Origin of the sequence: Solidesulfovibrio carbinoliphilus subsp. oakridgensis (assembly GCF_000177215.2) — a bacterium.
GTDB classification, from domain to species: Bacteria; Desulfobacterota; Desulfovibrionia; order Desulfovibrionales; family Desulfovibrionaceae; genus Solidesulfovibrio; species Solidesulfovibrio carbinoliphilus.
Window position 1 is genome coordinate 175,151 of the sequence record NZ_CM001368.1, and the last position, 17,469, is coordinate 192,619.

At 67.5% G+C, this 17,469-nt stretch carries 15 protein-coding genes; 8 read left to right on the plus strand and 7 right to left on the minus strand.

The features are described from left to right. Window positions 1-20 precede the first annotated feature (20 nt). Window positions 21-860, plus strand: a complete 840-nt coding sequence (locus DFW101_RS00730) for a DMT family transporter (RefSeq protein ID WP_009179621.1) — start codon at window positions 21-23, stop codon at window positions 858-860. On the opposite strand, the gene DFW101_RS00735 is transcribed toward DFW101_RS00730, so the two are convergent. The 6 genes from DFW101_RS00735 to gcvH all read right to left on the minus strand — a co-directional run bounded on the left by DFW101_RS00735 (window position 857) and on the right by gcvH (window position 7,157). Continuing rightward, the gene (locus tag DFW101_RS00735; protein WP_009179622.1) at window positions 857-1,450 is read right to left on the minus strand and encodes a Maf family protein; all 594 of its coding nucleotides are present in this window, start codon (window positions 1,448-1,450) and stop codon (window positions 857-859) included. The genes DFW101_RS00730 and DFW101_RS00735 overlap by 4 nt on opposite strands. 193 nt (window positions 1,451-1,643) lie before the next feature. After that, the gene (locus DFW101_RS00740) at window positions 1,644-2,489 is read right to left on the minus strand and encodes an L-2-amino-thiazoline-4-carboxylic acid hydrolase (protein ID WP_232286114.1); all 846 of its coding nucleotides are present in this window, start codon (window positions 2,487-2,489) and stop codon (window positions 1,644-1,646) included. 129 nt (window positions 2,490-2,618) lie between these two features. Beyond that, window positions 2,619-4,004, minus strand: a complete 1,386-nt coding sequence (locus DFW101_RS00745; RefSeq protein WP_009179624.1) for a dihydrolipoyl dehydrogenase family protein — start codon at window positions 4,002-4,004, stop codon at window positions 2,619-2,621. Then, complete coding sequence (gcvPB, locus tag DFW101_RS00750; protein WP_009179625.1) at window positions 3,994-5,442, minus strand: aminomethyl-transferring glycine dehydrogenase subunit GcvPB; 1,449 nt, start codon at window positions 5,440-5,442, stop codon at window positions 3,994-3,996. Before gcvPB ends, DFW101_RS00745 begins: the two co-directional genes overlap by 11 nt. Continuing rightward, window positions 5,439-6,770, minus strand: coding sequence for an aminomethyl-transferring glycine dehydrogenase subunit GcvPA (gene gcvPA, locus DFW101_RS00755; RefSeq protein ID WP_009179626.1), 1,332 nt, complete (start codon window positions 6,768-6,770; stop codon window positions 5,439-5,441). Before gcvPA ends, gcvPB begins: the two co-directional genes overlap by 4 nt. Window positions 6,771-6,782: 12 nt before the next feature. Continuing rightward, complete coding sequence (gene gcvH / locus DFW101_RS00760; RefSeq protein WP_009179627.1) at window positions 6,783-7,157, minus strand: glycine cleavage system protein GcvH; 375 nt, start codon at window positions 7,155-7,157, stop codon at window positions 6,783-6,785. A 226-nt stretch (window positions 7,158-7,383) separates the two neighbouring features. On the opposite strand from gcvH, the gene DFW101_RS00765 reads away from it, so the two are divergent. From DFW101_RS00765 to DFW101_RS00780, 4 genes are all read left to right on the plus strand, one after another. Then, on the plus strand, window positions 7,384-8,079 hold the full coding sequence (locus DFW101_RS00765) for a class I SAM-dependent methyltransferase (protein WP_009179628.1): 696 nt from the start codon (window positions 7,384-7,386) through the stop codon (window positions 8,077-8,079). A 12-nt stretch (window positions 8,080-8,091) separates the two neighbouring features. Further along, a complete protein-coding gene (nikR, locus tag DFW101_RS00770; RefSeq protein WP_009179629.1) occupies window positions 8,092-8,511 on the plus strand; it encodes a nickel-responsive transcriptional regulator NikR in 420 nt (139 codons plus the stop codon). A gap of 308 nt (window positions 8,512-8,819) precedes the next feature. Further along, window positions 8,820-9,611, plus strand: a complete 792-nt coding sequence (gene folE2 / locus DFW101_RS00775; protein WP_009108976.1) for a GTP cyclohydrolase FolE2 — start codon at window positions 8,820-8,822, stop codon at window positions 9,609-9,611. A 187-nt stretch (window positions 9,612-9,798) separates the two neighbouring features. Beyond that, on the plus strand, window positions 9,799-11,784 hold the full coding sequence (locus tag DFW101_RS00780; protein ID WP_009179630.1) for a PAS domain-containing sensor histidine kinase: 1,986 nt from the start codon (window positions 9,799-9,801) through the stop codon (window positions 11,782-11,784). 213 nt (window positions 11,785-11,997) lie between these two features. Here DFW101_RS00780 and DFW101_RS00785 read toward each other — a convergent pair whose 3' ends face one another. Beyond that, window positions 11,998-12,558: a hypothetical protein gene (locus tag DFW101_RS00785; protein WP_009179631.1), complete on the minus strand. Its 561-nt coding sequence runs from the start codon at window positions 12,556-12,558 to the stop codon at window positions 11,998-12,000. A gap of 128 nt (window positions 12,559-12,686) precedes the next feature. Between DFW101_RS00785 and DFW101_RS00790 the strand changes: the two genes are divergently transcribed. The 3 genes from DFW101_RS00790 (at window position 12,687) to DFW101_RS00800 (ending at window position 17,416) form a co-directional block, all read left to right on the plus strand. After that, window positions 12,687-13,052 (plus strand): flagellar basal body rod C-terminal domain-containing protein, encoded by a 366-nt coding sequence (locus DFW101_RS00790; RefSeq protein WP_009179632.1) that lies wholly within the window; start codon window positions 12,687-12,689, stop codon window positions 13,050-13,052. Between the two features lie 204 nt (window positions 13,053-13,256). Continuing rightward, entirely contained in the window at window positions 13,257-14,270 is a 1,014-nt protein-coding gene (locus tag DFW101_RS00795; RefSeq protein WP_009179633.1) for a sigma-54 interaction domain-containing protein, read from the plus strand. Between the two features lie 170 nt (window positions 14,271-14,440). Continuing rightward, window positions 14,441-17,416 (plus strand): tetratricopeptide repeat protein, encoded by a 2,976-nt coding sequence (locus DFW101_RS00800; protein ID WP_232286116.1) that lies wholly within the window; start codon window positions 14,441-14,443, stop codon window positions 17,414-17,416. Window positions 17,417-17,469: the final 53 nt, after the last annotated feature.

The window sequence follows — 17,469 nt, forward strand, 5'->3', positions numbered from 1 at the left end:
TGAACACAGGAAGCGTCCCCATGTCCGACCACGGCCGCGCGGCGGTCCTCATGGCCGTCACGGCCCTCCTCTGGAGCACCGGCGGCCTGGCCATCAAGCTCGTGACCCTGTCTCCCCTGGCGGTCACGGGCGGCCGGAGCCTGCTTGCGGCCCTGGTCCTGCTGGCCCTTTTCCGGGGCCGGGCCCGGTTTCGCCTGACCCGGGCCTTTGTCGCCGGGGCCCTCGGCTATGCCGGGCTCCTCGTCACCAACGTGGCCGCCACCCGGATGACGACGGCGGCCAACGCCATCCTGCTTGCCTACACCGCGCCGGTCTACGTGGCCCTGCTCGCCCCGGCCGTGCTCGGGGAGAAGACCCGGCGGTCGGACTGGCTGTTCATCGGCGCGGTCCTTGGCGGCATGGTCCTTTTCTTCTTGGACCGGCTGTCGCCGGCCGGGCTGGGGGGAAATCTCCTCGCCGTCGGCACCGGGCTTTCCTACGCCGTCTTCACGCTGGCCATGCGGGCCGGCCGGGACGGGTCGCCGGTGGCGGCCGTCATCGCCGGGCACGTGCTGACGGCTGCGGTCGGCCTGCCGTTTCTCGTGGCCGAACTGCCGCTTTCGCCCGGCGACTGGCTCGGCCTCGGCTACCTGGGGCTGGTGCAGCAGGGCCTGTCGCTTTGCGCCTATGTCTGGTGCATCCAGCGGCTGCGCGCCCTGGAAGCCATCCTCCTCATGACGCTGGAGCCGATCCTGAATCCGGTGCTCGTCGCCCTCGGCTACGGCGAGGTGCCGGGACCCTGGGCCATGGCCGGCGGCCTGGTGGTGGTTGGCGCGGTGACGCTACGGGGTGTCCTCGGTAGCCGGGGCCTCACGCGTTAGACGCCGGTCGCGACCGCGCCGGCCTGGCGCAGTCTGGCCAGCACCTCGGCCAACGGCAATCCCACCACGTTGGTATACGACCCGCAAATGCTGGTCACGAACGCGGCCGCCCCGCCCTGGATGGCGTAGGCGCCGGCCTTGTCCATGGGTTCGCCGGTGGCCACGTAGGCGGCGATGGCCGCTTCGGGAATCTCCGCCATGGTCACGTCCGTGGACACGGTGAAGACTTCCGGGTCGGGACCGAGGCCGAAGAGGGCACAGCCCGTGACCACCTGGTGGGTGCGGCCCGACAAGAGCGTCAGCATGCGCCGGGCATGGGCGGCATCTTCCGGTTTGCCGAGGATGATGTCGCCGACGGCCACGATGGAGTCCGCGCCAAGGACCACAGCCTCGGGATGGTCCGTGGCCATGGCGGCGGCCTTGAGCCTCGCCATGCGGGCGGCATAGGCGGCCGGCGTCTCGCCCATGTCCGGAGCCGGCTCCTCGGCCGGGCTCGGCAGGACCGTGAAGGCGATGCCGGTCAAGGAGAGCAATTCCCGGCGACGCGGCGAAGCCGAGGCCAGGACGAGAGTTTTGTTCGTAACGTACATAAGCACCTTGTCGTAATGAAGAATCGGGGCTCTGCCCCGAACGCCGCCGGGGGGAATGATTCCCCCCGGACCCCTCAATGGTGAAGGACAAAGGAACGCGAGGCCATATGGTGGGCGCCACCCCATTCGGGAGGGTCCGGGAGGGGGTGACCCCCTCCCGGCCGCCGGAGGCATCTTCCTGCTTTGTTACACGTCAGGCCGGCTTTGGGGCGGCGAACTTGGGGACTTCGGTGTCCCAGTTCTGGGTGACGGGGCGGTCGCGTTTGTAGCGGAAGTCGCAGACCGGCGCGCCCTGGGCGATGGTGCCTGTGCGCACGAGTCCCGTGCCCTGGGCCCGGGAGGCCAGGAAGTCGTTCAGGCAGTAGTACGGGGCCACCTCGGCCACGCCCTGGGCCTTGAAGTATTTGACCGCGCCGCACTCGGTGTAGTCGTAGCCGAGGTCGAAGGTCTTGCCGTCGCCGGGCACGGCCTTGCCCACCCAGTCGCCGGGATGCTGGCGCTTCTGGCTGGTCGCGGCCCAGTCCTCCAGGGAGGCGAAGTAGGCCGGGGAGAAAAGGGACGCGCCCATGGCCTTGGCTTTCTGCGGCGGCACGGCGGCCCAGTCCGCGGCGTAGAGGTCGTAGAGAAGCCGGCCGGCGTCCTTGGCGGGCAGGCTTTTTTCGCGCATGGCCTGGGTCAGGGCGGTCAGCCAGCCGGCCATGGTCAGAAACGGCTGGTTGCGGTTGGACTGGCCGCCGATGTCCGGGATGCCGGGGAGAAGCGTTTCGTAGCGGCGCAGGGCGTCGGCGGCCACGGTCTTGGCCGTGGGCCCGGAAGTCCGGGCGGCCAGCCAGGTTTCGGCCCCGGCGCACACGCCCTTGAAATCGGCCAGCAGCCGGTCGCGGTTGGTCACGTAAAAGCCGGCCGGGGGCGCGACGGGAGCGGCCGGCGCGGCTTGCGGCCCGGTATTTTTGGCCAGGGCCGGCCAGGGCAGGAAACAGGCGCAGGCTCCGACCAGACCCGCCCGCAACACCATCCGTCTGGTCACACCCTGCCGCATCGAATCGTCCTCGCCGCGCATTGCCACCGCCTGCCCTTGTTTACGCACCTGGCCGTCCCCATGGAAAGTTCTTGAAAGGGGGCGCGGGGGAAAACTTCTTTCAAGAAGTTTTCCCCCGCATCTTCGCCTTTATGCTTCTCTTGTTTTCACGTCCGCGAGCAGCGCCGCGCGCAGGGTCTCGTCCAGGCCCGGGTGGGGGAAGACGAGGGCTTCGGCCTGCTCGCGCGTCCAGGCCTGGGCCACGATGACCGTGGCCAGCGTGCCCATGGCCGAGGCGCCGTGGCCGACAGCCGTGATGCCGGCCACCTTGCCGTCCTTCCAGGTGACCCGGGCGAAACCGGCCGTGTCGGCATGGGCCTGGGCGATGGGGTTGGCCACGAAGGCAGCTTCGGACATGGCCTCGCCCGGGGCGGCGATGTCGCCCACGCGCATGATCTCGGGCACGCCGTAGTAGCAGCCCGGGATCGGTCCCGGCGCGTAAGGACTGGTCACGAGGCCGGCGGCGTGGCGGGCGGCGTAGGCCCCCTGGCTGGAGGCGGCGTGGGCCAGGAGCAGGCGGCCGTTGCAGTCGCCCACGGCATAGATGCCGGGCGCGGCCTGCAAGGTGTCGTCGGTGCTGATCCAGGCCTTGTTGGGCGAGGGGCTGGCAAAGGCCGCGCCGAGTTCGGCCAGGCCCGGCACGGCCGTGGGCGCGAAGCGGCCGATGGCCACCAGCGCCTTGTCCGCCACGAAGACCTCGCCGCCGGCCAGGGTCATCCTGGCCTTGCCGTCCTCGGTCACAAGCGAGGTGACCGACACCCCGGCCCGGGCGTCGATGCCGCGCCGGCGCATGACTTGGGCCACCACCTTGGACACGTCCGGATCTTCGAGCGGTGCCAGGCGCGGGGCGGCGTCGACCATGGTCACCTTGGTGCCGAGCCGGTGGAAGACTTCGGAGAATTCGAGGCCGATGGCCCCGGCGCCGACGATGATGAGGCTCTCCGGGGCCTCGGTCAGGTCGAGGACCGGCGAGACGCCGAGCACGGCCTGGCCGTCCGGCTTGACCCCGGGAAACGAGGCGGCCCGGGACCCCAACGCCAGGATCAGGGCGTCAAAGGGCAGGGCCTCGGCGCCCGTGCCCACGGACACGTGGGCCACCCGGCCGGCCCCGTCGCCCGACACGCCGGTCAGGTTGCCGGTCACGAGCCGGACCCCGGCCTTTTCCAGGGTCTTGGCCATGGCCGACTGGGTGGCGGCCAAGAGCTTTTTCTTCTTGGCCTGAATGGCGGCCAAGTCCGGCACGACCGTGCCGGACGCGAGCTTCTGCCTGGCCTGGGCTTCCAGGGCGTCCACGGCCAGCGTGGTGGCCAGGAGATGCTTGGTCGGGACGCAGCCCCAGTTGAGGCACACCCCGCCGAGCTTGCCGCGCTCGACCAGGGTCACAAGCAAGCCCGCTGCCGCGCCGGTAAGGGCCGCTTCGTAGCCGCCGGGCCCGGAGCCGACCACCACGAGGCGTTTGGCCGGGCTAGAGGTCATCGGTGATCTCCATGGCCCGGGCGGCGTAGGTCTCGTCCAGCCGGCCGACGGGCAGGGTGGTCGGGCAGGCGCGCACGGCCTCGGGATCGGTCTCGGCCAGGGCCAGGATGGCGAGCAGATCGTCCACGAAGGCGTCGAGCGTGTCCTTGCTCTCGGTCTCGGTCGGCTCGATCATGAGCGCTTCCTTGACGATGAGCGGGAAGTAGATGGTCGGGGCGTGGTAGCCGCGATCGAGGAGCGCCTTGGCGATGTCCAGGGCCCGGACGTTTTTCGTGGCCGCGAGCGTGGCGGCCGAGGCCACGAACTCGTGCATGCAGATCCGGTCGTAGGGGACCTCGATGGCCGCGTCGAGCCGCTTTCGCAGGTAGTTGGCGGCCAGGACCGCCGCTTCCGACACCCGGACCAGCCCCTCGCGCCCCAGGCGCAGCATGTAGGCGTAGGCCCGCAGCACGATGCCGAAGTTGCCGTAGAAAGGGGCCACGTAGCCGATGGACTTGGGGTGGTCGTAGCTGAGCGAATACCGGCCGGCCTCGTCCTTTTCCACCCGGGAAATGGGGAGGTAGGGGATGAGCTTTTCCGACACCCCGACCGGCCCGGCGCCCGGGCCGCCGCCGCCGTGGGGCGTGGCAAAGGTCTTGTGGAGATTGAGGTGCACCACGTCGAAGCCGGCGTCCCCGACCCGAAGCTTGCCGAGGATGGCGTTCAGGTTCGCGCCGTCGTAGTAGAGCAGCGCGTCGACCTTGCGGCAAAGGGCCACGATCTCGGGCAGGTGGGCCTCGAACAGGCCAAGCGTGTTCGGCACGGTCATCATGACGCCGGCCGTCTCGTCGTCAATGGCCGCGGCCAGGGCGGCCGGGTCGATGATGCCGTCCTTGGACTCGATGGTGACCACCTCGAACCCGGCGATGTGGGCCGAGGCCGGATTGGTGCCGTGGGCCGAGTCCGGACAGATGATCTTGGTCTTCTTGTTGCCCCGGTCCGCGTGGTAGGCGGCGATCATGAGGGCGCCGGTCAGTTCGCCGTGGGCCCCGGCCATGGGATGGAGGGTGAAGGCGGCCATGCCCGTGATCTCGCCGAGCATCCGCTCGGTCTCGTACATGACCTCGAGGGCCCCGGCCGTCATGTCGCCGCCGCCCGGCAGCTGGGGCGTGAGCGGATGGAGCCTCGCGAACCCCGGCAGGGCGGCCACTTCCTCGGTGAACTTGGGGTTGTACTTCATGGTGCACGACCCCAGCGGATAGAAGTTGGAGTCCACCCCGAAGTTCTTGCGGGAAAGGCCGGTGAAATGGCGCACCACGTCGAGCTCGGACAGGGAGGGCAGCCGGCTTTTGCCACCGCGCAGGAGGTTGCCCGGGATGAAGTCCAGGGGCTCGGTCTTGGGCGCGTCCGGCCACACGCCTTCGCGGCCGGGCCTGGATTTGGAAAAAACGGTGCTCATAGGATTTTCCCCAGCCGCCGGGCCAGACGGTCGATGTCGGCGCGGCCGTGCTTTTCGGTGCAGCAGATGAGTAGGGCGTTTTGCATGCCCTGGTAGTAGCGGCCGAGCGGAAAGCCCGGAATGATGCCCTCGTCCATGAGCTTTCGGGCCGCGAGCTTGGCGTTGACCGGGAAGACGGCGGTGAACTCGTTGCCAAACGGCGCGTCGTTTAAGAGCCGCACGCCCGGGATGGCGGCCAGCTTCATGGCCGCGTAGTGGGCGTTCTCGATGGACAGGGCGGCCTGGCGCGCCAGGCCCTCGTCGCCGGTCAGGCAGACGTTTATGAGCGCCCGCAGGGCGCAAAGGGCCTGGTTGGAGCAGATGTTGGACGTGGCCTTCTGGCGGCGGATGTGCTGCTCCCGGGCCTGCAAGGTCAGGACGTAGCCCGTGCGGCCGGCGGCGTCCCTGGTGCGGCCGGCGATGCGGCCGGGCATCTGGCGGACAAGCGATTTTTTGCAGGTCATGATGCCAAGATACGGCCCGCCGAAGGAGAGCGGCAGCCCGAGGCTCTGGCCCTCGGCCGTGGCGATGTCCGCGCCCATGGCGCCGGGGGTCTTGAGCACGGTCTGGAGCACCGGGTAGCACGACAGCACGGACACGGCTCCGGCCGTGGCGGCCTTGGCGAAAAGCTCGGTGAAATCCTGGATCTGGCCGAGAAAGTTCGGGTTTTGCACCACGACCGCCGCCGTCTTGTCGTCCAGGGCCGCGCCGAGGGCCGCCATGTCGTCCAGGCCTTCGGCGTGGGGCACGGTGACGAGCTCCAGGTGGAGGTTTTTGGTGTAGGTGGCCAGCACGATGCGGTAGATGGGGCTGACCGTCTCGCTGACCACCACCTTGCGGCGCCGGGTGTGGCGCACGGCCATCATGAGGGCCTCGTACAGGGCCGTGCCGCCGTCGTAGACCCCGGCGTTGGCGCACTCCATGTCGAGCAGGCGGCAGGCGGCGGTCTGGAATTCGAAGATGGCCTGGAGGGTGCCCTGGGACGCCTCGGGCTGGTACGGCGTGTAGGCGGTGTAGAATTCCCCGCGCGAAAGGAGCAGGTCCGAGGCGGCCGGCACGTAGTGGTCGTAGAAGCCGCCGCCGAGGAAGCTGACCATGTCGGTGCGGTTCTTTTCGGCCAGGCGCTCCATGGTCTCGCGAACGGCCATTTCCGTGGCGCCCCGGGGCAGGTCGAAGCTCTTCGGGCGCAGATCCTCGGGGATGTCGGCGAAAAGGTCGGCCACATTCCTGACGCCGATGACGTCGAGCATGGCCCGGACTTCGTCCGGGGTGTGGGGAATATAGGGCATGGCGTCTCCGGATTAATGCTCGGCCTTGGCGATTTCCTCGTATTCCTCGGGCGAGAGGAGCCCCGCCGGCTCGGCCGACAGGCGCACCCGAAGCATCCAGCCCTCGCCGAAGGGGTCGGTGTTGACCTTCTCCGGGGTGGCTTCGAGCTCCTCGTTTATGGCCACGACTTCGCCGGAGACCGGGCAGTAGAGTTCGCTGGCGGCCTTGACGGATTCGACCGAACCCATTTCCTGGCCGGCTTCGAGCACCGTGCCGACGGCCGGCAGTTCCACATACGTGATGTCGCCGAGCTGTTCCTGGGCGAAATCGGTGATGCCGATCACGGCGATGGCATCCTCGACCCGGACCCATTCGTGGGTTTTGGTGTAGAGAAGGTCCTTTTGCATGGCGCGTCTCCCTCGATGATAGGCTGCTCTTTGCCTTGGCCGTCCGGCGGACGGCGGGCTGGCCTCAAATACCCCTTTGCGTGGCGTCGGGCAAGCCGGGGCCGGCGTCCGCCCGCTCACCATACCGAACAATCGTCGGCCGTATCTCCGGGTTGCGCGGTTTGCCCTTTCGCGGTAACACGCTTGATGCGCCAAATCGCGCTTTTGATCCGTCAGGGAGTTTTACGTGCCTGTCAAACATGCCTCCACACCGCTTCTGGCCGCCACATCCACGCCGCCGGACTGGATTGCGGGACGGTTGCGGCTGCGGATCGCGGACCGCGAGTTCACGCTTTGCCGGGACCAGGACATGGAGGCGTTGTGGGAGAGCCTTGGCCAGGAGCATTTCGGCGCGGACGAGCACATGCCGTACTGGGCCGAAATCTGGCCGGCAAGCCTCCTTCTTTCCGCCTGGCTGACGGCCCGCGCGGGCGATATCATCGGCCGGCGGTGCCTGGACCTCGGCTGCGGCATGGGGCTCTCGGCCCTGGCCGGGGCGGCGGCCGGGGCCCGGGTCGCGGCCGTGGATTACGAGGAGGCGGCCCTGGCCCACGCGGCCCGCAATGCCCGGACGAACGGCCTGGCCGTGGACCTGGCCGTCATGGACTGGCGGCGGCCGTGCTTCGTCCCGGCCGCCTTCGACGTCATCTGGGGCAGCGACATCCTCTACGAGAACCGTTTTTACGAGCCCCTTGTGCCGCTTTTCCGCACCCTCCTCGCGCCCGGCGGACGCATCTGGCTGTCCGAGCCGTGGCGGCAGGTCTCCCAGCCCGTCTGGGGCCGGCTGGCCGCCGACGGCTTCCGGGTGGCCAAGCTGCACGAGGAATCCGTGTCTTTTTCCACGTACCGCAGTACGGTGAGCCTTTACGAGATCCGTCTCTAACCAGGAGGGCGCATGGGCCAGACCATCCGCTTCGGCGTTTCGCTCAATTCCGAGCTTTTGGAGAAATTTGACGCGCTTTGCGACGAAAAAAGCTATCAGACCCGTTCCGAAGCCATCCGGGACCTCATCCGGGGGGTGCTGGTGCAAAAGGAGTGGGAGCAGTCCGACAAGGAGGTGGCCGGCGTCCTGACGCTGGTCTACGACCACCACACCTCCGACCTGGCCCAGCGGCTGATCGAGATCCAGCACGACGACCACGACGTGATCCTGTGCTCCATGCACGTGCACCTCGACCACAACAACTGCCTGGAGGCACTGACCCTCAAAGGGCCGGGCGAAGCCGTGCAAAAGCTCTCCCAGAAGCTCATCTCCACGCGCGGCGTCAAATACGGCAAGCTGACCCTGGCCACCACCGGCCAGGAGATCGTTTAAGAGTTGGGAGGGGCGTCGCCCCTCCCAAACCCTCCCCATCGGGGGGGGATCATCCCCCCCGAACCCCCTGGAGGGGGGGATGGGACTTCCGCCCACGTGCCGATGAGGCCCCGGAAACGGATGGCAACGGACATTTTCGGGTTGGCAGATTGATTTTGTTGCCCTTTTTCTTTCCCTTTACAGGGCGGGGCGTCAAAACGTACTGACGACCTCCCCAAACCCCTCAATCCATCGGGGGGGGCCGGGGGGAATCATTCCCCCCGGCGGGGTCCGGGGCAGAGCCCCGGCCGCCGGAGGCACATCCCACCATGCGAGACATCCAAAGCGGGCCGCCCGACGTGGCCATTGCCGTGGACCGGGTCGGCATCAAGAATTTCCGGCTGCCGCTTTCCGTGCGCGACCGGGCGAGCAAGGGACGGCAGCACACCGTGGCCGAGGTCGAGCTGTCCGTGGACCTGCCGGCCCGGTTCAAGGGCACGCACATGAGCCGGTTCGTGGAGGCCCTGTCGGGGTTTACCGGCGAACTGGATCTGGTTTCGTTCCGGGCCCTCCTTTCGGACGTGCGCGCCCGCCTGGAGGCGGAAAACGCCCACATGACCCTGACCTTTCCCTATTTTCTGGCCAAGTCCTCGCCATCCTCCGGCGCGGCCTCGCTCATGGACTACGTCTGCCAGGTGTCCGGCGAATTCGAGGGCGAGAAGTTCCGGCAGACCCTTGGGGTCGAGGTGCCGGTCATGACGGTCTGCCCGTGTTCGCTGGCCATCTCCGACCAGGGGGCCCACAGCCAGCGGGCGGTGGTGTCCATCCGCTGCCGGTTTTCCGGGTTCGTCTGGCTGGAGGAGCTGATCGAGATGGCCGAGGCCGCCGGATCGTCGCCGGTCTACGCGCTTTTAAAGCGCGAGGACGAGAAGCACGTCACCGAGCAGGCCTTTGCCAATCCGACCTTTGTGGAGGACGTGGCCCGGCGGGTGGCCAGCGCCCTGGCCGCCCACCCCAAGGTGACCTGGTACCGGGTGGAGGTGGAAAGTTTCGAGTCCATCCACAACCACAGCGCCTTTGCCGGCATCGAGGGCCGCAATGGGCCGCCGCCGGCCGCCTGACCTGTTTTCGCTTGGAGTCGATCGGTTTTTCGCATATATCCGCCTCCTGTTGGGTCGGACGATATCGACAGGCTGGTGGAGGAATTTCCGGCCGGGGCAACGGGCGGCCGGAGATCGGGCTGCGAATAAGGCGATGGTGACGGCCAATCCCCTTGCGGGGCGTTGGCGGCCCGGTTAAGGATATCCCATGTTCGGCCAAGGCCTGATTGCCGCCAATTGCGAGCAGATACTCCAGTTTGCGCCGGTGTCCATCATGACGATAGACGCCTCGGGCGTCATCACCTTCGTCAATGAGTGGCATCTGGCCAATTTCGCCAGGGGCAAGCGCGACCTGGAATTTTTTCTCGGCAAAAAGCTCCAGTGCCTGCCTGGCATCGTGTCGGCCGGCATCGCGGAAGACATACAGTCCATCCTGTCGGGCCGCACCATCCATCTGGAAGCCGTCTACACCGACGAGTGCAGCGGCGGCCAGTCGGCCTACCAGAACATCCGGGGCATTCCCATCCTGGAGGACGGGGTCGTGACCGGCGGCATCGTCATCCGCGAGGACGTGACCAAGCTCGTTCTGTCCCAACACCTGCTTTCGGAAAACCAGGCCATCTTCAAGGCCCTGCTCGACGCCACCCACGATTCCATCATCCTGTCCGACCTCGACGGCTACATCCTGATCCTGAACGAGGAGGCGGCCCGGCGGCGCGGCCAGACCGTGGACGCCCTGATCGGGGCCAGCCTTTACCGCTACATGGCGGCCGAACTGGCCGAGGAGCGGCGGGCCCACCTCCTGGAGGCGGCCCGCCGCAACGAGCTCCTGTGTTACGAGGAGCGGCAGGAGAACCGCTATTACCTGATCAGCCTGTGCCCCATTGCCGACGACTCGGGCCGCGTCATCTACATGGCCAGCTACTCCCGGGACATCACCGCGCTCAAGGAAACCGAAAGCCAGCTGCGAAAGGAAAAGGAGCTGGTTTTTTCCGCCAGCCAGGCCAAGTCGCAGTTTCTCGGCAACATCACCCACGAGCTGCGCACGCCCCTAAACGGCATCATCGGGGCCACCCAGCTCGCCTTGCAGGGCGGCAGCGGCGAGGACCAGGAAGAACTGTGGGGCATCGTGGAGGACTCGGGCAAACGCCTGCTGTCGATCGTCAACAACGTTCTGGAATTGGCCGACATCGACGCCGCGGCCATCGAGCCCGTGCTCTCGGTGTGCGATGCCCGCGACCTGCTCGCCGCCCTGGTCAGGAGCTATTCGGTCCGGGCCAAGGTGAAAGACATCCGGTTCGTGACGACCGTCGATCCCCGCATCCCCCACCGGCTGGTGGGGGACGTGTTCCGGTTGCGCCAGATCCTGTCGAACCTGGTGGACAATGCCCTCAAATGCACCGGAGCGGGCTCCATCGAGATCCGGGTCAAGAAAATCTCCACCAGCCGGGTAGCCTTTGCCCCCCACTACTGCACGCTCCTTTTCATGGTCCGCGACACCGGCATCGGCATCTCGAAGGACCTGCAAAGCAAGATTTTCGAGGATTTCGAACTGGCCGAGCACTATCTGACCAAGCGGGTCAGCGGGGCGGGCCTGGGCCTTAGCATCGCCCGGCATCTGGTCGAGATGCTCGGCGGCCAGATCTGGGTCAAAAGCGCGCCCAAGTGCGGCAGCACCTTTTATTTTACCGTTCCCTTCGCCCTGCCGGACTACGAATGCCTCGGTGAGACGGTCGTCTACGCCAGCGAGGACCCGGTGTTCTTCCCGGCCGGGTACACCGTGCTTCTGGTCGAGGACGAGCGCATCAACCGCCTGACCACCGGCCGGACCCTGACCAAGCTCGGCTACAAGGCCCTCGAGGCGACAAACGGCCAGGAGGCCCTCTCCGTCCTGGCCCGGGAACCGGTGGATCTCATCCTCATGGACATCCAGATGCCGGTCATGGACGGCATCGAATGCACGCACCACATTCGAAACGGCGAGGTGCCCGGGGTCAGCAAGCGCATCCCCATCGTGGCGCTCACCGCCTATGCCAGCGAAAAGGACCGGGAGCGGTTTTTGCGCCTGGGTATGAACGACTACCTGGCCAAGCCGCACACCATCGAGCAGCTCGGCGAGGTCCTCGAGGTCAGCCTCAAGCGCGAGAGGGAGGCCGCCGCCCGGCCGCAAGGGCCGACCGGCGTGGCCGACTAGAAAAGAGGGGCATGGAAACGAGCGGGGGGAAAGCCTCCGGCGGCCAAAGGGCTTGGCCCGTGGAAGTCCGCCGCGGATGGCCGTCGCAACGCCGGCGGTTTTTCCGCACCGCCCGATTTTTGGGAAGGCCTCGAGAGGGGAATATTTCAAGGAAGAGAAGTATTGAAGGGCCTTGTTTCGAAGTCCGCCTGAAGGACAGGGAGGCGGGACGGCTCAGTCGTTCCGGGTCGGGGGCTGGTGCAGGAAGAAGGTGCCTTCCGAGCGCAGGATGTCGTCGTCGCAGGGCGAGGTGGCGGCTTTGAGTTCCGCTTCCGAATGGCCGAAGACGTAGGACGTGATGGTGTAAAGGAGCCGGCCCCGGGCAAGAAACGTCTGGCGCACGAGCTGGAATCTGACCGCGCCGGCCGCGTCGGCCACGTTGCGCAGGTAGATGGCGTCGTAGGTGCGCCGGCCCTGGAGCAGGGACGGCTTGCACTGGACGCCGTACCCCTTGAGCTTTTCCGCCACATAGTCCTTGACCAGCTCGCAGTTGGCGAAATCCGAGGTTGTCGGCAGGAAGTCCTCCGGCCGTTCGCTCACGCAGACGTAAAAGCCGCATGCGCCGTTTCCGGCGGAAACCGAGGTCAGGCACGAGGGGGTCTGCTCGGCCGTCACCCGCCAGCCCCGGGGCGGCACGAAGCTGAACAGATACCGCTTGTCCACATAGCGCGTGAGCGTCGGTTCGTTGCAGCCGCACAAAAGGGCGGCCGCCAGGAGGAGGGCGAAAAGGCGCATGCCCGCCTCTAGCATGCCGCCCCGGCCCCTTCAACCGCGGGGCCGTCCCTTTCCCGGCCCTTGCCGGCCGGACCGGGCTGCGCTACCGTCAAAACCTCTCCAGCCATCGCCGCCAAGGAAGGTGGGCCATGACCGACGCCCTTTCCATAGCCCAGTCGGCCTTAAGCGCCATGGGCACGACCATGGCCGTTGCCGCCAACAACGTGGCCAACGCCGCTACCGACGGCTACCGGTCCAGGGAGGCCCGCCTCGAGACCGGCCCGGACGGGCAGGGCGTGCGGGTGGCGGACATCGCCCCGGACGCCCCGCCGGCCGGATTGCCTGCCGAGGGCGGGCCGGCCCGGCCCGGCGTGGACCTGGCCGCCGTGAGCGACGTGGACCTGGCCGGCCAGGTCGTGTCCATGACCCTCGCGTCCCGGACCTTCGAGGCCAATGCGGCCGTCATCCGCACGGCCGACGACATGGCCGGCACGCTGCTCGACCTGCGGATCTAGCCCGTTTTTTCCTGGTCGCGCCCCTTTCCGGGGTGTCGGTCTCCGTGCCGCAGGGGCCGGCTCCGGGGCGTTCCTGAGGCCCCGGCCCGGGATGCGGGGGCCCGCGTTATTTATGTGTCTTTTCCGTCAGGAAATTGACAGCCTCCGGGTGAAGCTATAAAGTTCGGGAACCCGCCAGGAATGCGGCTTTTTTCCGGAGGCCAGATGGAACTGAACCTTTCCGGCATGGTAGGCCAGAGCCCGTGTCTGGACGAGGTCTTTCGGGTGCTCGGCAAGGTGGCCCCGACCGACAGCACGGTGCTCGTGACGGGTGAATCCGGCACGGGCAAGGAACTGCTCGTGCGGGCCCTGCATGCCAACAGCCGCCGGGCCGGCAAGCCTTTCGTACCGGTCAACTGCGGGGCCATCCCCCGCGAACTCCTCGAAAGCGAACTCTTCGGCCACGAAAAAGGGGCCTTCACCTCGGCCATCCGCACCCGGCAGGGGCGGTTCGAGCTGGCCGAAGGCGGCACCATCTTTCTGGACGAGATCGGCGAAATGGATCTCAGCCTGCAGGTCAAGATCCTGCGCGCCCTCCAGGAAAAGGAGTTCGAGCGGGTCGGCGGCGGCAAGACCCTCAAGGCCGACGTCCGCATCGTGGCTGCCACCAACCGGGATCTCGAGACCGAGGTCCAGGCCGGCCGGTTCCGCGAGGACCTCTACTACCGCCTGAATGTCATCCCGCTCCACCTGCCGCCGCTTCGGGAGCGGGGCGACGACGTGCTGCTTCTGGCCGAGCATTTCCTGCGCCGGTTCTGCCGCCAGAAAGGCCGCACCCCGCTGACCTTCTCCTCCGAGGCCCAGAGGCTCGTCCTCTCCTACCCGTGGCCGGGCAACGTGCGCGAACTCGAAAACTTCATGGAGCGGCTCTCGATCCTGTGCGAACACGAGGTCATCGGGCCGGTCGACCTGCCCCGCAAGATCCTCGACACCGCCGGCGTGTCCCTGCCCGTGGCCCCGTCCGCCTGCGCCACGGCCGGATTCCGCTGGCCGCGCCTGTCCGACCTGACGGAACGGGCCATGGGACTCAAGGAATTTCTCGACGCCATGGAGGAGAAGCTGCTGGTAGAGGCCCTGGAGCGGGCCGGCGGTGTCAAAAACCAGGCTGCCGAGCTCCTCGGCATCAAGCGGACCACGCTGATCGAGAAGCTCAAAAAGCGCAACATGGCCGGGGAATGACCGGCCGGACGGCGTCGGCCCGGCCGCTTGCCGCCCTAGTGTGGCGTTCGCTAAAAAATAGGTTGATATTTTTTAGAAAAAAATAATTATTTAAATATGTTACTCTCGAAATTCGTATGCACGAATTTCGAGAGCGCGACACTAGCATGTTCCTTGCAATGCGAAGCGGCGTGAGCTCCCTCTTTTGCGCCGGCATCCGGCGTCTCCTCGCGGCGGCCCTGCTCGCCGTCCTCACGGCCGGCCCGGCCGAGGCCCTGACCGTGTCCTCGGTCACCCGGCCGGACATGGACTCGCTGATCCTCGATTTCTCCAAGCCCGGCGCCTCGCCGACCATGGCCCGCACCGGCCCGGCCGAGATCACCCTGACGTTTCCGCCCGGGGCCCTCGACGGGGAGCAACCGCCCGAAGACGTGGATTTCCGCTCCTCGCGGCTGATCGACGCCATGGCCGTGGCCGGGGACAACGTGGTGGTGCGCCTTAAGACCGACGCCTTCGGCTTCGTGGGCTGGCCCCAGGGCGAGAAGGAACTGAAGCTCCAGGTGTACCGCGATCCGGCCGGGGCCAACTGGACGCCCCCGGCCGGCGCGCCCGGCCAGAACACCACCTGGCCGCCGGCCGAGGCGGCCGCCAAACCGGCCTCGGCCGTGACCCTGCCCGTCACCCCGCAAAACAACAAGCCCGGCCCCCTGGAACTGCCGCCCCTGCCGCCGGCCCTTGCCGGAAATCCGGCCACGGGCCCGGCCGCGCCGCCGGCCAAGGCCGACGGGGCCAAGGAACCGTTTTACGCGGTGCCGTATTCGCTGCGGGCCTCGGCCATGAACGTGGCGGCGGACAAGGCGCCGATCCTGCGGCCGGCCGGCCTGGATGCCGCCGCCCCGGGCGATGTCCGGGCGGCGGCAGCCACGGGGGACGCGCCCGTTGCGTCTCCTTCCGGGGCCGCAGCCGGAGCCGGCGGCGGGGCGGGGGAATACCGCGTCAAATTGCCGCCGATCCCGCCGGCCGTGGCCGACGCCGGCGGGGCCCGGGGAGCCGTCAGCCCGCCCCCGCCCGCGCCGCGGGCCGTGGCCAAGGCCGAGGGCAAGGCGGCGGCCGCTCCCCCTGTGGCTCCAATCGGGAGCGCCGCCGACGCTTTGCCGCCCGCCGCATCGGCAACCGGGGCCGAGGCCGCCACCCCGCCGGCCAAGGAGGAGGACCACGACGCCAACACCCTCGTCGCCGCCCAGGCCGAGAAGCTGGCCGGCAACTTCGGGGCCGCCCGCACCATGATGACCGATCTCAAGAACAAAAAGGATCTGGCCAAGGACCTGCGCGAGGAAGTGCTCCATTCCCTGGCCGGGGTCCTGGTCGACATGTACAAGGACGAGCCGGCCGCCCACTACGACGAGATCCAGGGCGCGCTCCAGGAAGCCATCAACACGGACACCAATTCCTACCGCGTGCCCGAAGCCCTGCTCCACCTCGGCATGCTGAACCTGCGCGTCGGCAACCTGCCCGAGGCCAAGGGCTATTTCAACGTGCTGACCAAGAAGTACCCGGCCGACGCCAATGTGCCGCTCATCAACTTCTACTGGGGCGAATACTATTTCGACCGGGGCGACTACAAGAAGGCGGCCGAGGAATACCAGGGGCTGATCGAGAAGTTCCCGGAGAGCAAGTACGTGCGCGAGGGGGCCATGGGCCTAGCCAAGACCCTGGTCAAGCTCGGCCGCTACAAGGAGGCGGCCCAGATCGCGGACTACATCGGCAAGCGGTGGCCGCGCTACTACGTCGAATTCCCGGGAATTTTGCGCATCGACGGCGACATCGCCTACAGGAACGGGGACGTTAAAAAAGCCCGCGACGACTACCTGACCTTTTACAACATGACCCCCAAGGTCAAGGACGCCGACCTGGTCCTGGCCCGGCTGGGCGACATCTACGCCAAGCTCGGCAACCGGCCGGCGGCGGTCGATTTCTACAACATGGCCGTCAAGGACTATCCCAACGAGGAAGGCGGGCTCATTTCCAAGATGCGGCTGGCCGAGCAGGGCGTCCACGACCAGCCGACCATCTCCGAGATGTTCTCGCTGTTCGACAAGCCCCAGTACGGCAGCCCGGACGACATCTACGAGGGCATCATCCGCGACCACCCCAACAGCCCGCTGGCCCCCCTGGCCCAGATCAAGCTGGCCATGTGGCAGCTCTACCGCCAGAACTATCCCGAGAGCCTCAAATCCGCGGCCCGGTTCCTGGAACGCTACCCGAAAAACGAACTGGCCCCCAAGGCCGAGGAAGTGGCGGTCACGGCCTTCGAGAAGATGGCCGGGGACCTCATTGCCCACAAGGACTACGAGCGGCTGGTCGCGGCCTATAAGGACAATCCGATCCTGGCCGCCAACCGGGGCATGCTGTCGGAGCAGACGCGGCTCGGACTGGCGCTGGCCTACCTGCGGACCGGCCAGACCCGGCAGGCCCTGGCCGAGGCCTTGCCGTTTCTTGGCCCCCGGGAGAACGACAACGGCAGCATGGCCCTGGCCATGGCCATGTCCATCTACCAGGACGAGCGGAACTGGCGCGAGATCGTGGAGCTGGCGCGCAAGGTCCAGGGCTGGAAGTTCGGCCCGAGCCAGCGCCGCAACCTGGAGTTCGCCGTGGCCGATGCCCTGGAGAACCTCGGCGATGCGGACCGGGCCCGGCAGATCTGGCGCAAGCTGGCCGGCGACCAGGCCCTGGAGGCCGGCAAGCGGTGCTATGCCCTGTATTTCATGGCCAAGGAGGCCATGGCCAGAAAGGAGCTGGAAAAGGCCGAGCTGTACGCCGGGGAGGCCGCGTTTCTCTTCCGGGAATCGGGCAAGGACCCGGACAAGCTGAAGGCCTCGCTCAACATCCTGGTCGAATCCACGCGCGGGCTTGGCCAGTTTTCCAAAGCCCTGCGCTGGGCCGAGGACTATGCGGCCCTGTGCAAGGAGGGCGACGACGACTGGGCCAGCAATCGCCTGCGAACCGCCGCCATCCAGCGGGCCATGGGCGACATGGACGGCTGGCGCAAGACCCTCTCCGCCATGCGCGACAGCGCGCCCGACTCCTTCTACGGCCGGATGGCCGCCTCGGATCTGGCCACGAACGGCCTGCAAAATCGCCTCAACGCCCTGACCCAGGCCCAGTAGCCCCGCCTTCCCTCCGAATCCACCCCGGAAAGCCGGAGGCCGGCAGGCCGGGC